The 12,870-nt window shown below is 71.0% G+C and carries 14 protein-coding genes; 8 read left to right on the forward strand and 6 right to left on the reverse strand.

The annotated features are described in order from the left end of the window. Together ACWDAG_RS39005 and ACWDAG_RS39010 are read right to left on the reverse strand one after the other, a co-directional pair. A partial coding sequence (locus ACWDAG_RS39005; RefSeq protein ID WP_450700294.1) for a maltotransferase domain-containing protein occupies nucleotides 1-740 on the reverse strand: 740 nt, incomplete at its 3' end. 88 nt (nucleotides 741-828) lie between these two features. Next, a complete protein-coding gene (locus tag ACWDAG_RS39010; protein WP_389083363.1) occupies nucleotides 829-1,128 on the reverse strand; it encodes a DUF5133 domain-containing protein in 300 nt (99 codons plus the stop codon). Between the two features lie 321 nt (nucleotides 1,129-1,449). On the opposite strand from ACWDAG_RS39010, the gene ACWDAG_RS39015 reads away from it, so the two are divergent. Both ACWDAG_RS39015 and glgX read left to right on the forward strand, forming a co-directional pair. Then, entirely contained in the window at nucleotides 1,450-1,962 is a 513-nt protein-coding gene (locus ACWDAG_RS39015; protein WP_450700295.1) for a pep a2, read from the forward strand. Then, nucleotides 1,959-4,118 carry a glycogen debranching protein GlgX gene (gene glgX, locus ACWDAG_RS39020; RefSeq protein WP_450700296.1) on the forward strand — a complete coding sequence of 720 codons (2,160 nt, stop codon included), beginning with the start codon at nucleotides 1,959-1,961 and terminating at the stop codon, nucleotides 4,116-4,118. Before ACWDAG_RS39015 ends, glgX begins: the two co-directional genes overlap by 4 nt. A 108-nt stretch (nucleotides 4,119-4,226) precedes the next feature. Here glgX and ACWDAG_RS39025 read toward each other — a convergent pair whose 3' ends face one another. Further along, a complete protein-coding gene (locus ACWDAG_RS39025) occupies nucleotides 4,227-5,030 on the reverse strand; it encodes a VOC family protein (protein ID WP_450700297.1) in 804 nt (267 codons plus the stop codon). 166 nt (nucleotides 5,031-5,196) lie between these two features. On the opposite strand from ACWDAG_RS39025, the gene ACWDAG_RS39030 reads away from it, so the two are divergent. Beyond that, on the forward strand, nucleotides 5,197-5,532 hold the full coding sequence (locus ACWDAG_RS39030; RefSeq protein ID WP_450700298.1) for an ANTAR domain-containing protein: 336 nt from the start codon (nucleotides 5,197-5,199) through the stop codon (nucleotides 5,530-5,532). A gap of 36 nt (nucleotides 5,533-5,568) precedes the next feature. On the opposite strand, the gene ACWDAG_RS39035 is transcribed toward ACWDAG_RS39030, so the two are convergent. Further along, a complete protein-coding gene (locus ACWDAG_RS39035) occupies nucleotides 5,569-6,363 on the reverse strand; it encodes a SigB/SigF/SigG family RNA polymerase sigma factor (protein WP_450700299.1) in 795 nt (264 codons plus the stop codon). Between the two features lie 238 nt (nucleotides 6,364-6,601). On the opposite strand from ACWDAG_RS39035, the gene ACWDAG_RS39040 reads away from it, so the two are divergent. From ACWDAG_RS39040 to ACWDAG_RS39055, 4 genes are all read left to right on the forward strand, one after another. Continuing rightward, complete coding sequence (locus ACWDAG_RS39040) at nucleotides 6,602-7,054, forward strand: MarR family winged helix-turn-helix transcriptional regulator (protein ID WP_450700300.1); 453 nt, start codon at nucleotides 6,602-6,604, stop codon at nucleotides 7,052-7,054. Continuing rightward, on the forward strand, nucleotides 7,051-7,911 hold the full coding sequence (locus tag ACWDAG_RS39045) for an ABC transporter ATP-binding protein (protein WP_450700301.1): 861 nt from the start codon (nucleotides 7,051-7,053) through the stop codon (nucleotides 7,909-7,911). Before ACWDAG_RS39040 ends, ACWDAG_RS39045 begins: the two co-directional genes overlap by 4 nt. Further along, on the forward strand, nucleotides 7,871-8,731 hold the full coding sequence (locus ACWDAG_RS39050; RefSeq protein ID WP_450700302.1) for an ABC transporter permease: 861 nt from the start codon (nucleotides 7,871-7,873) through the stop codon (nucleotides 8,729-8,731). Before ACWDAG_RS39045 ends, ACWDAG_RS39050 begins: the two co-directional genes overlap by 41 nt. 193 nt (nucleotides 8,732-8,924) lie before the next feature. Continuing rightward, nucleotides 8,925-9,449 (forward strand): hypothetical protein, encoded by a 525-nt coding sequence (locus ACWDAG_RS39055; RefSeq protein WP_450700361.1) that lies wholly within the window; start codon nucleotides 8,925-8,927, stop codon nucleotides 9,447-9,449. Nucleotides 9,450-9,471: 22 nt separating this feature from the next. On the opposite strand, the gene hemC is transcribed toward ACWDAG_RS39055, so the two are convergent. Continuing rightward, the gene (gene hemC / locus ACWDAG_RS39060; protein ID WP_450700303.1) at nucleotides 9,472-10,407 is read right to left on the reverse strand and encodes a hydroxymethylbilane synthase; all 936 of its coding nucleotides are present in this window, start codon (nucleotides 10,405-10,407) and stop codon (nucleotides 9,472-9,474) included. A gap of 62 nt (nucleotides 10,408-10,469) precedes the next feature. After that, nucleotides 10,470-11,666 carry an MFS transporter gene (locus ACWDAG_RS39065; RefSeq protein WP_450700304.1) on the reverse strand — a complete coding sequence of 399 codons (1,197 nt, stop codon included), beginning with the start codon at nucleotides 11,664-11,666 and terminating at the stop codon, nucleotides 10,470-10,472. Between the two features lie 120 nt (nucleotides 11,667-11,786). Here ACWDAG_RS39065 and ACWDAG_RS39070 point away from each other — a divergent pair, with 120 nt between their 5' ends. Then, a complete protein-coding gene (locus ACWDAG_RS39070; RefSeq protein ID WP_450700305.1) occupies nucleotides 11,787-12,776 on the forward strand; it encodes a DUF5937 family protein in 990 nt (329 codons plus the stop codon). Nucleotides 12,777-12,870: the final 94 nt, after the last annotated feature.

The following is a 12,870-nucleotide window of genomic DNA, read 5'->3' on the forward strand; positions in this document are numbered from 1 at the left end:
ATGGGGTGGATGGGGGGCAGGTAGACGACGTCGAAGCCCATCGCGGCGATCGCGGGCAGGCGGCGGGCGGCGGTGCGGAACGTGCCGTGCGGCTGTTGCTCGGTGCCCTCGGAGCGGGGGAAGAACTCGTACCAGGCGCCGTAGAGCGCGCGTTCGCGTTCCACCAGCAGCGGCAGGGTCTGCGAGGCGGTGACGAACTCCCGCAGCGGATGCCGGGCCAGTACCGCGTCCACCTCCGGCGTCAACGCCGCCGCCAGGCGGGTGGCCACCGGCAGCGAGTCGTCGCGCAAGGTCTCCGCCGCCGCCAGCACGGCAGCACGCCCCGGACCCTCGGGCACTCCGGCGGCCAGCTTCTCGTGCAGGTCGCCGCCCTCCTCCAGCACCAGCCCGGTGTCGATGCCCGCCGGGACCTTGATGCGGGCGGTGCGCCGCCACGTGGCCACCGGATCGCTCCAGGCCTCCACCCGATACGTCCAGTGGCCGGTGGAGGTGGGCGTGACCTCGGCGCCCCAGCGGTCGGAGCCGGGGGACAGTTCCCGCATCGGCGTCCACGGGCCGTGCTGGCCCTCCGGATCCGTCAGGACGACATTGGCGGCTACCGCGTCATGGCCTTCCCGGAACACGGTCGCGGTGACCTCGAACGTCTCCCCGACGACCGCCTTGGCCGGGCGCTTTCCGCACTCCACCGCCGGGTGGACGTCCCGCACCGGGATGCGGCCGATGGCCGGAATCGAACTCATGGGTCTCACCTCCGCCGTGCTGGAGACCGGGCCTCTGGCCCGGTCGAGGGATACAAACTGCGACATAAGCGTTGAGCCGCAGGGGGATCTACCTCCCTGCGGCGAAATGCTGTTGTGCCTGAGGGGGCCCGCGCCGTTCGGCCGCACCCGTTCGGGGCCGCTCGTTCTGCTCCCGGAGATAGGCGCCCAGGGTGGACCCCAGATAGCGCTCGGCGGCGTCCGCGGCCTCGCGGGCACAGCGCTTGCCCATGAGCACGCACAAGGTGTAGCCCGAGTCCTCGAAGGTGGCGCGCACCGCGCGGTCGGCGGGAGACGCGAGCATGACGCGTTCCCAGGCCCGGTACCGCCGCAGTTGCCGGGCCACTTCGGCTTTGGCCGGTAGCAGCATGACGCTCTTCACTTTCTCCGGGGCTCGATCGCACGTCTCCCGACCGTCGGGCGGCGGCCGTGCGTGGGCACGCACGGATCCGTTACGGGGATCGAGGTCTTCACACATGGTGCATGGATGAAGACTCAGCGTCTTGTTGGATCTTCAACCATGTCGGGTGGGCCTCCGTCACCCCGGGTGCGTGCTCGTGTTGCACGAATGGTCTAGTTCACCCACTCTTGAGGTGACTCAGAAGCGATCAACGCTCACGCTTCGCGTTCGGGGCTCGTCCCACAGGGGCCGAGAAGGAGCGGGAGCTCCGCGGGTGAGGAGCCAACGAAGATGAAGACCGCAGTGCCCTGCTACTACCACCTCGATGTGGAAGTCAGCCCCGAACGGGTCGGACAGGTACGGCGCATCCTGGCCGCGCATCTCCGGCTCTGGGACCTCGATACCCTGGTCGAGCCCGTCTGCAGCGGCGCCGAGCTGCTGCTGAAGGCGATCGACGAGCACGCCACGGACAAGAACACGTCGGTCGAGATGTGGTGGAACGGACAGCATCTGATCACCGCCGTGGCGGAGAACGACTGCGACCTGCGTCCCGACCAGGACCTGCGGGCCTGTCTGCAGCGGATCGCCGCGATGAGCGACGGCTGGGGCTGCTGCGCCACGGACACCGGCAGCAAGGTCATCTGGTTCTCGCAACGGGCCAGGGCCGGCGAACGGGTGCCCCTGGTGCCCCTGGCACCCGCACCGAGCCTGCGCGAGGTGCTCCAGGTGCCCCGCGAGATGCCGGCCGTGGCTCTCGCCGGGCAGGTGCGCGAGTCCGACGGCATCCTGGACGATGCCCGGTGACGGCGAAGCGCCGCCGCAAGCCAGGGGTGCCCGTCTGGAGCGGGCACCCCTACCCATTGGGTGCCTCCTACGACGGGAAGGGCACCAACTTCGCGCTCTTCAGCGAGGTGGCCCAACGCGTCGAACTCGTGCTCGTCGACGACGGCGGGGAGCGCCGCCTCCCGGTGACCGAGGTCGACGGCTTCGTCTGGCACTGCTACCTGCCCGACATCGGGCCGGGACAGCGCTACGGCTACCGGGTGCACGGCCCCTGGCACCCGCAGCTGGGGCACCGCTGCAACCCGGCGAAACTCCTCCTGGACCCGTACACCAGGGCGGTCGACGGGCAGGTGGACAACCACGCCTCCCTGTTCGAGCGTGCACCGCACGGCCGGTCCCGGTCGGACAGCGCCGGGCACACCATGCTCGGCGTGGTCACAGACCCGGCCTTCGACTGGGGCGACGACCGGCCGCCTCGGCAGCCGTACGCCGACAGTGTGATCTACGAGGCCCATGTACGGGGCCTGACCCGCACCCACCCCGACGTCCCGCCCGAACTCCGCGGCACCTACGCCGGGCTCGCGCACCCCGCGGTCGTCGAGCACCTGACGAACCTGGGTGTGACGGCGGTGGAGCTGATGCCGGTGCACCAGTACGTCCAGGACGGAGTGCTGCAGGGCCGCGGCCTTTCCAACTACTGGGGCTACAACACGATCGGCTTCTTCGCCCCGCACAACGCGTACGCCGCCCACGGCACCCGCGGCGGACAGGTCACCGAGTTCAAGTCGATGGTGAAGGCGCTGCACGCGGCCGGGCTCGAAGTCATCCTCGACGTCGTCTACAACCACACCGCCGAGGGCAATGAGAAGGGCCCCACGCTCTCCTTCCGCGGCATCGACAACGCCTCCTACTACCGTCTGGTGGACGGCGACTGGGGCCACTACTACGACACCACCGGCACCGGCAACAGCCTGCTGATGCGGCACCCCTACGTACTGCAGCTGATCATGGACTCGCTGCGGTACTGGGTCACCGAGATGCACGTCGACGGCTTCCGCTTCGACCTCGCGGCCACGCTGGCCCGGCAGTTCCACGAGGTGGACCGGCTTTCGGCGTTCTTCGACCTCATCCAGCAGGATCCCGTGATCAGCCGCGTCAAGCTGATCGCAGAGCCGTGGGACGTGGGGGAGGGCGGCTACCAGGTGGGGAACTTCCCGCCGCTGTGGTCGGAGTGGAACGGCAAGTACCGCGACGCCGTACGGGACTTCTGGCGCGGCGGCGAGCACACGCTCGGCGAGTTCGCCTCCCGGCTGACCGGTTCCGCGGACCTTTACGCGCACAGCCGGCGCCGCCCCCGGGCCAGCGTCAACTTCGTCACCGCGCACGACGGATTCACCCTGCGCGACCTGGTCTCGTACAACGACAAGCACAACGAGGCCAACGGGGAGGGCAACCGGGACGGTGAGAGCGTCAACCGGTCCTGGAACTGCGGCGTCGAGGGCGACACCGACGATCCGGGCGTGCTGGAGTTGCGCGCGCGCCAGCAGCGCAACTTCCTGGCCACCCTGCTGCTCTCGCAGGGCATCCCCATGATCGGCCACGGCGACGAACTCGGCCGCACCCAGCGCGGCAACAACAACGCCTACTGCCAGGACAACGAAGTCTCCTGGATCGACTGGGAGCTGACCGAGGAGCAGCGCGAGCTCGCCGAGTTCACGCGGTATGTCATCGCACTGCGTGCCGCCCACCCGGTGCTGCGCCGCCGTCGGTTCTTCCGCGGCGAGACCGCGACCCGTCCGCGCAGGCCGCTGCCGGACCTGGTGTGGCTGGCGCCGGACGCGCAGGAGATGACGGAGGAGGACTGGCAGCGCTCCGACGCGCACTCCGTCGGCGTGTTCCTCAACGGCGACGCCATCGCCGAACCCGACCCCTGCGGCCGTCCCGTCGTGGACGACTCGTTCCTGCTCCTGCTGAACAGCTACTGGGAACCGGTGGAGTTCCGACTGCCGGACGTCACGTTCGGCGAACGCTGGACGACCCTGATCGACACCGCCGAGCCGCACGGGCCGCCGGACGAGTCGGAGTACAAGGCGAACACCGGGCTTCTGGTCGAGCGCCGCAGCCTGGTGCTCTTGTCGAGACCCCCCTGTGCCCCGAAGGGGCGCCGGGCTGTATAGATTTGCGGCTCCGCCGGGGGCGAGACAAGCCACGACGGCGCTTGAAGCCCACCGATGACACAACGTGGCACATTCGTAGCCGCCCGGCTGACCCGGCGGAGCGTCTTCTCAGCGTTCGCGGCGCGAGGTGACCGTGAACTGCGCGCCGTCGGCGTCGCGCAGCACCGCCTCGTCGCTGCCCTTCGACAGGACGCTCCCGCCGTGCACCTCGGCGGCCCGTACACAGGCCGCCACGTCCTCGACCGCGAAGTGGATCTGCCAGTGGGGCCGGATGGTGGGGTCGGGCGCCGCCCCGAGGGCTCCGGACTCGATGCGCGCCACGATGTCGCCCTGGCTGCGCAGCACCACCTCGCCGCCCTCGTACAGGACCTCGCAGCTGCCAGGCCGCCCCGAGGCCCAGTCCAGCACCTCGCCGTAGAAGATCGCGGCGTCGAAGGCGTCACGTGTGTGCAGCCTGATGAAGGTCGGGGCCGCGTGCCGCCACTTCTCCCAGTCGGCGATCAGCACCCCCTCCCAGATCCCGAAGGTCGCCCCGTCCCGGTCGGCCAGCAGGGCCGCCCGCCCCGGGGGGAACGAGATCGGGCCGACCGCGGCCGTCCCGCCCCGCTCCTGGGCCCGCGCCGCGGCCTCGTCGGCGCTGGGCACGGCGAAGTACGGCGTCCAGGCCACCGCCATCTGCCACATGTCGGCGACGGCGGCGATCCCGGCCACGGGTGTGCCGTCCACCATCGCCATCCGGAAGCGGTCACCGAGCTTGGCGGAGCGCCACTCCCAGCCCAGCACGGCACGGTAGAAGTCCTCGGTGGCGTCGACGTCGCGGCTGGTCAGGCTGACCCAGCACGGCGCCCCGAACACGGAGGCCGAGGTGACGATGCGCGTCGCGCCGCGGGGGCGTGAGGTGTCGTGGTTCATGGCAGTTGCGTCCTGGTCTCGTGGACCGGCAGCCACCGGTCTCGTACCAGTGTCCAACCGGAACCCCACGATGCGCCTGCCGAGTACCCCATGGGTGGGGCCGAAACGGGGGTCGTAGCGGTCCGCCGCCGGTGGCGGCGGACCGGGTGAGTGCCACTATGGATAAGTGGCACAGGTACCGCACGAACCTGCCGACGAGACGGATCGCATCTTCGCCCTGCAGGAAGAAGTCGATCAGCTGAAGGAAGCCATCGTCTCGCACGCCGTCGTGGACCAGGCGATCGGGATGATGGTCGCGCTGGGCCGGGTGGCGCCGGACCAGGGATGGGCCGTGCTGAAGGACGTCTCCCAGCACACCAACATCAAGCTCCGCAATGTCGCGGAACTCATTCTCATCTGGGGGCGCAACGGGGACCTCCCCCCGCAGATCAAGGCCGAACTCGAAGACGCCCTGGACCGCTACGGCCCCACGCAGATCCCCGAGGCCCCACCGGAGCGGTGAGGCGGCGGGGTCGCATGCGGCCGAACGGCGGGGCGCTCAGCCGGTCTCCGCGAGGAGTTCCGCGCGCAGCTGGTCGAAGCAGCCGCTGAGCAGCCGGGAGACATGCATCTGCGAGATGCCGAGCTGCTGGGCGATGCGGCTCTGCGTCATGCCCCTGAAGAAGCGGAGATACAGGATGGTGCGCTCGCGTTCCGGGAGCGCCTGCAGACAGGGCCCGACCGCCACGCGGTCGACGACGACGTCGTAGGCCGGATCGGGGCCGCCGATCGCGTCCGTCAGGGCGTATCCGTCGGTGCCGGGCATCTCGGCGTCCAGCGACAGCGCGGTGAAGCACTCCAGGGCTTCCATCCCGGTGCGCACCTCGACCTCGCTGAGGTGCGCGTGCCGGGCGATCTCGGCGACGGTCGGTCCGCGCCCCGGGGTGGTCTGGGACAGGTCCTTCGCGGCCTGCCGCACCCTGTTGCGCAGGTCCTGGACGCGGCGCGGCACATGCAGCGTCCACATGTGGTCGCGGAAGTGCCGCTTGATCTCGCCGGTGATGGTCGGCACCGCGTAGGCCTCGAAGGCGTGGCCGCGGGCGGGGTCGTAGTGGTCGACGGCCTTGACCAGTCCGAGGGCGGCGACCTGGTACAGGTCCTCAAGGGACTCTCCGCGCCCCTTGAACCGGACGGCGATCCGCTCGGCCATCGGCAGCCAGGCCTGGACCAGTTGGTCTCGCAGCTGCCTGCGTTGCGGCCCTTCGGACAGCCGCGCGAGCCGGGCGAAGGCTTCCGCGGTGTCGGGGGCGTCGTCGTGCGGGTGGGGTTTCGTGCTGGCGCTGGCGACACGCATGATGCGCACCTCCCTGGGGCGGTGCATGAGGGGACGGGCGCCATGGGAGATGCGGACTCGGACCTGCGGAGACATCCGGGGCCCGACCGGCTCCCACGGACGTGCCTCCTGTCCGAAGCACTTCATAGTCATGCCCGGAATCTGTGCATCACAAACAAATGCGGACATTATGGGCGGCTGCTGTGCGCTTGACCGTTCCTTGGGCTCATTACCTCTGCTACAGAGTTAATCTGCTGATGTGGAGCCCGAAACCTTCCCGGACGAGCTGATCGACGCTCTCATCGGCGTCCAGCGGCTCGTCCGGCGCCACCTGCGCCCGCAGATCGCCCCGCAGCTGCGCGGCGCCGAGGCCGAGCTGCTGCGCCTGGTCGTCACCCGGCCCGGCATCGGCATATCCGACGCCGCCAAGGAGCTGTACCTGGCGGGCAATTCGGTCTCGACGCTGGTCAACCAGCTGTCCCGGCAGGGCTATCTGGTCCGCGAGACCGACCCCGCCGACCGGCGCGCCGCCCGGCTGATGCCGACGCCCGCGGCGGAGGCCCGGCTCGCCGAATGGCGCAAACGGCGCGCCGAACTCGTACGCGGCGGGCTGTCCCGTCTCGACGACACGGACCGGGAGGCGCTGCGCACGGCGATCCCCGCCCTGCGCAAGCTGGCCGAGACCCTGCACGAGGAGGCCGAACAGACATGACGCGGAACGCCGACACCGGGCAGGCCGAGGCCGTCACCTGCACCGGACTCGCCTACACCTTCGGTGAGACGAACGCCGTCGACGGACTCGAACTGTCGGTGGCCGAGGGCGAGGTCTTCGGCCTGCTCGGACCCAACGGCGCCGGCAAGACGACCGCGATCCGCTGCATCACCACCCTGCTCCCGGTCCCCGCCGGAATGGTCCGCGTCTTCGGCCACGACGCGGCCAAGGACCGGATGGCCGTGCGGCGCCTGCTGGGCTACGTGCCGCAGCAGCTGTCCGCCGACGCCGGACTCACCGGCCGCGAGAACGTCGCCCTGTTCGCCCGCGTCTTCGACGTGCCCCGCACCGAACGCGCCGACCGAGTCGGCCAGGCCCTGGCGGCCGTCGGCCTCACCGACGCCGCCGACCGACTGGCCGGCACCTACTCCGGAGGCATGGTCCGCCGCCTCGAACTCGCGCAGGCACTGGTCAGCGCGCCCCGGCTGCTGATCCTCGACGAGCCGACCATCGGCCTCGACCCGATAGCCCGCACCGGAGTGTGGGACCACATCAACGCCGTGCGTGCCGCCACCGGCATGACCGTGCTGGTGACCACCCACTACATGGACGAGGCCGACCAGTACTGCGACCGGGTCGCCCTGATGCACCGCGGCCGCATCCGGGCCCTCGGCACCCCGGACGAGCTCAGGGAGGGGCTCGGCGAGCGCCGGCGCGCCGCGGGCGCTGCGGCCACCGACCCGCTGCCCACTCTGGAGGACGTCTTCCGTGACGTCGCGGGCAGCGGACTCGACGACCAGGCAGGAGGTTTCCGCGATGTCCGAAGCACCCGCCGCACCGCGCACCGCGTCGGCTGACCCCACCGGCGCACCCGGCATCGACCTGTTGCTGCGCCCGCCCCGGCCCCGCGCGGGCTGGCGGCTGCTGCCCGCCCGCGTGATCGCGATGTGCGCCGTCGAACTGCAGAAGCTGCGCCACGACCGCACCGAGCTGTACACCCGCGCGGTCCAGCCCGCCCTGTGGCTGCTGATCTTCGGTCAGACCTTCACCCGCATCAAGGCCATCCCCACCGGCGGCATCCCCTACGTGGACTACCTGGCGCCCGGCATCATCGCCCAGTCCGCGATGTTCATCGCCATCTTCTACGGCATCCAGATCATCTGGGAGCGCGATGCCGGCATCCTCAACAAACTGCTGGTCACGCCGACCCCGCGCTCGGCCCTGATCACCGGCAAGGCGTTCGCGGCCGGAGTGAAGTCACTGATCCAGGCCGTGGTCGTCGTCATCATCGCCGCAGTGCTCGGAGTGGCGCTGACCTGGAACCCGCTGAAGCTGCTCGGTGTCGCCGCGATCGTGGTCCTCGGATCCGCGTTCTTCTCCTGCCTGTCGATGAGCATCGCCGGCATCGTCCTCAACCGCGACCGCCTCATGGGCTTCGGGCAGGCCATCACGATGCCGCTGTTCTTCGGCTCCAACGCCCTGTACCCGGTGTCCGTGATGCCCGACTGGCTCCAGGCCGTCAGCAAGGTCAACCCGCTGAGCTACCAGGTGGACGCCCTGCGCGGCCTCCTCCTCGGCACCCACGCGCACGTGGCCCTCGACTTCGCGGTGCTGCTCGTGGCCGCCGCGCTCGGCATCACCGCGGCCTCCTCGCTCCTAGGCCGACTGGCCCGCTGACCACCGCCCCGGAACGTGATGTGCCCCACGCACACATGCACGTTCGTGGGGCGTGTTCCGACCGTTGTTCCTGCGCACGGCTTGATCAGTGATCAAAGGGGGTGAATGCGCTGGCCACAGCGCATTCTGCTCATTTGACAGTGCCCTGAGCGCACAGATAGGAAGCAGCTCTCTGAGGTCGATGAGGTGGATTGTGTACGAGCCGAACGTGGTCGGGGACTGGCAGGAGTACGACGAGCATGCCGGCCTGCGTGTCCGCGTCCACCGCCTGGAAGCCGCCGAGCCACCACGCGGACGGGACGACGCGGCGGCCGGGCTGACGTACTTCAGCCTCCGGGTCACCGTCGAGAACCGCGGCAACCGCTCCTTCGGCATCCACCTCGAGGACGGCCAGATCGACGTGCGCCTGGGCCCCGACGGCGAGGCCGCGTTCATCGACTGGCGCAACTCGCAGTTCATCGAGGGCTTCGACGTCTACCCGCTGCGCCGGGCCACCGCCGTGCTGTACGCGGCCGGCCCGGACGCCTGCCTGAGCCAGGTCGACGTGCAGATCCAGCTGCGGGTCGAGGAGGAGTGGACCGACCGCCGGCTGTGGACGGGCGGCATCGGCCTGCACGAGGAGCCCGTCGGCGCCCACACGAGCACGGGCCGGGACGGCAGCCTGGCGCACCAGGTCAGCAACTTCCTCCGGGACCAGGCCGAAGAGGGCACTGCCTGACCCCGCGCGCCCCGGAGCCCGCTCAGTGCGGGATGCCGTCGATGATCTCGCGGGCACCTTGACGCAGCAGGGCGACGGCCACCGACGTGCCCAGGGTGGCCGGGTCGAGCCGTCCGGCCCATTCGTGGGCGTTCAGCCGGGTCTTGCCGTCCGGGGTGAACACACAGGCCCGCAGCGACAGTTCGCCATTGGCCTCAACGTGCGCGTACCCGGCGATCGGGCTGTTGCAGTGGCCCTGCAGGACGTGCAGGAACATACGCTCCGCGGTGGCCTCCTGGTGGGTGTGCGGGTCGCCGAGTGCGCTGACCGCGTCGATGAGGTCGCGGTCGCCCTCACGGCACTGCAGGGCGAGGATGCCCGCGCCGATGGACGGCATCACCGTGTCCGGCGACAGCACCTCGCTGATCACGTCCCGGCGTCCGATGCGTTCAAGACCTGACACCGCCAGCAGCAACGCGTCCGCCTCGCCGGCCGCCAGTTTCGCCAGCCGACGGTTGGCGTTTCCGCGGAACGGCACACACTCCAGGTGGGGGTGGATGGCGGACAGCTGGGCCACCCGGCGCACCGCGGAGGTGCCGATGCGGGTGCCGGCCGGCAGCTCGTCCAGGGTGAGGCCGTCCGGGTGCACCAGGGCGTCACGGATGTCGTCCCGCTTCAGGAACGCGGCGAACGTCGTGCCGGCCGGGAGCGGCCGGTCGGCGGGCACGTCCTTGAGGCAGTGCACGGCGAGATCGGCCTCGCCCGCGAGCAGCGCGGCGTCCACCTCCTTGGTGAACGCCCCCTTGCCCTCCACCTGGGACAGCACACCCATCCACTTGTCACCGGTCGTCTTCACCGGCACGACCTCGGTGCGCACGCCGGGATACAGGACCGCCAACTCGGCGCGCACACGCTCCACTTGGGCCAGCGCCATGGGCGAGTCGCGGGAGACGATGCGGATCAATTCGGGGACGGACATGCGGCCACGATAGACCGTCGCCAGAGCGTCTTCGGCCGCTACCGCCCCATTGGGGGCCCGAATCACTCGGCGGGGACGACGGGTGTGCGCACAGCGGCCGACGAGGCCCGGGGCTGCGGCCGGACCAGCAACGCGAGCGCCCCCGCCGTGAGCAGCCCGCCGGCCAGAAAGGCGCCACGCACTGCGACGACGGGCAGGAGAGCGCCTCCCAGCAGGGACCCGGCGGCCACGCCCACGTTGAACGCGGCCGAGTTGGCCGCCAGCGCCGACTCGGTACGGCCCGGCGCCACCCGCAGCACCTGGCTCTGCGTCGCCATGAAAACGGGCGCGACCGAGGCGCCCAGCAGCATGAACAGCGCGATCGTCGCCACTTGACTGCTCCCGGCCGCACACAGGCCGAACATGGCCGCCGCCTGAGTCGCCACCGGAACGCTGAGCGTGGCGCGCGGGAAACGGTCGAGGAGCGGCCCGGTGAGCGCGACACCGGCCGGCGCGGCCGCCCCGAACGCGAACAGCACGCCGCCCACCGCGTCCTTGCCGAAGCCGCTGACCTCGTCGAGGAACGCGACGACATAAGTGAAGCCCGCGAACACCCCGGTCACCGACAGGGCAGTGGCCGCGACGACGACGAGAAACCGGCGCCGGTCCGGTTCGGCACCGTAGGCCGCGTGACTCTCCCGGGGGCGGGAGGCAGGCAGCAGGGCGGCGATGACGACGAGTGCGACGAGTGCGAGCGAACCGAGCACGACGAACGGCGCCTGCCAGCCACTGTGTCCGCCCAGCCAGGTCCCGGCCGGCACGCCGAGCACCGTGGCCAGCGAACCGCCGACCGACAGCAGCCCCATGACACGGCCGCGCCGTTCAGGCGGGAACAGTCCGACCGCGACCGGCCCCATCACCACCCAGAACGATGCCTGCGCCAGCGCGGTGACCACCCGCGCCGCCAGCAGCAGCCCGTAGGAGACACTTCCCAGCGCCGACACCCAGCTGGCTGCGGCCAGCAGCCCCAGGAGCCCCGTGAGCAGGTAACGGCGCGGCACGGAGCGGGTGAGGCGCGCGGCCGGCAGCGACACCACGGCCACCGTCAGGCCGTACCCGGTGACCAGTGTGCCCACCGCGCCGAGCGGCACCCGCAGATCGGCCGCCATGAGCGACAGCAGGCCCACGGGAAGGTTCTCGGCGGTGTTGAAGGTGAACGCCGCCAGCATCAGCGCCGCGACGACGGCCCTGCGCCGCGCCGCGGGACGTACGCCGTACATCCAGGTCTCCTCAGGGGTGTCGGGAAACAGCCGGGCCAGCGTGCCGAGGCCGGCGGAGAGCTTCTACTGTTTCGATCCGGACCGAATCGGATCCGCCCGGGACCGCTCACGGAGGCCGCCTTGCCGCTGACCCTGCACCTGGGCGCCGACGATCTGACTCGCTGCCGGTTCGCGATCTCACCCATGTGCCAGACCCACGAGGCTCTGCGCATGCTGCGCCGCCCCGCACGGCACGGCTACCACCGCGCCTGGCTGCGCCGTCTTCGCCGTACGCTCGCCGGGCTCGACCTGTCGCTCCTGTGGCTGTTCGTGCCTCGCGTCGGCGGCTACACCCCGGACTTCCTGGGAGCGCCTCCCGACGAGCCGTATCCCTCCATCGACGACGAACTGTCCCGGATGCGGGCCACCGACCCGGCTCTCGCCCGCGCGGAGATGGTCCGCTCGCTCGCCGCCACACCGGGCCTCGCCGAGTCACCGCAGGGCCGCGCAGCACTCGACGACCCCGCCCAGGCCGTACGCCGCCTGGCCGACCTCACCGAACTCGCCTGGCACGCCCTGATCGCCCCGGACTGGCCGCGCCACCGTGCCGTCCTGGCGGCCGACATCGCCCATCGCTCCCGGCAGGCGGCGGACGGCGGCCTCGACGCGCTGCTCGCCGGCCTGCACCCCGGCATCGGCTGGGCCGGCCAGCGGCTCACCCTGCACATGTACGGCGACCACGCGGACGCGCAACGCCCCGACGGGCGGGGCATCCTGCTCATGCCCAGCGTGTTCGTCTGGCCGGACGTGGTCAGCGGCTTCGCGCGGCCCTGGCAGCCGACGGTCATCTACCCGGCCCGCGGCATGGGCCGCCTGCACACCACACCGGCCCCGCACCCACCCGCCGCGCTCGCCCGCCTCCTCGGTCACCGGCGCGCCGCGCTGCTGGCCGACCTGACGATTCCCGCCTCCACCACGGAGCTTGCCGCGCGCCACGGTCTGGCCCCCTCCACCGTGTCGTCCCACCTGACGGCCCTGAACACGGCGGGACTGCTCGATGCACGGCGCCAGGGCTACTACGTGCTGTACGAGCGGACGGCTCTGGGGGACGGACTGGTGGCAGGGGCGTAGGGGGTTGCTGCCGGGTCCGTGGATGGCGCCCGAGCGATCTCGACCACCTCGGGCTTCTCGACCGCAGCGCGACGGGAAGCCGGTGGCCGTCGAA

It is taken from the genome of Streptomyces sp. NPDC001157, assembly GCF_053598255.1.

Coding starts and splice junctions, on each gene's coding strand:
- ACWDAG_RS39025 (WP_450700297.1), bottom strand. CDS start 5,030: ATGAACCACGACACCTCACGCCCCCGCGGCGCGACGCGCATCGTCACC.
- ACWDAG_RS39045 (WP_450700301.1), top strand. CDS start 7,051: ATGACGCGGAACGCCGACACCGGGCAGGCCGAGGCCGTCACCTGCACC.
- ACWDAG_RS39015 (WP_450700295.1), top strand. CDS start 1,450: ATGAAGACCGCAGTGCCCTGCTACTACCACCTCGATGTGGAAGTCAGC.
- hemC (WP_450700303.1), bottom strand. CDS start 10,407: ATGTCCGTCCCCGAATTGATCCGCATCGTCTCCCGCGACTCGCCCATG.
- ACWDAG_RS39035 (WP_450700299.1), bottom strand. CDS start 6,363: ATGCGTGTCGCCAGCGCCAGCACGAAACCCCACCCGCACGACGACGCC.
- ACWDAG_RS39010 (WP_389083363.1), bottom strand. CDS start 1,128: ATGCTGCTACCGGCCAAAGCCGAAGTGGCCCGGCAACTGCGGCGGTAC.
- ACWDAG_RS39065 (WP_450700304.1), bottom strand. CDS start 11,666: ATGTACGGCGTACGTCCCGCGGCGCGGCGCAGGGCCGTCGTCGCGGCG.
- ACWDAG_RS39050 (WP_450700302.1), top strand. CDS start 7,871: ATGTCCGAAGCACCCGCCGCACCGCGCACCGCGTCGGCTGACCCCACC.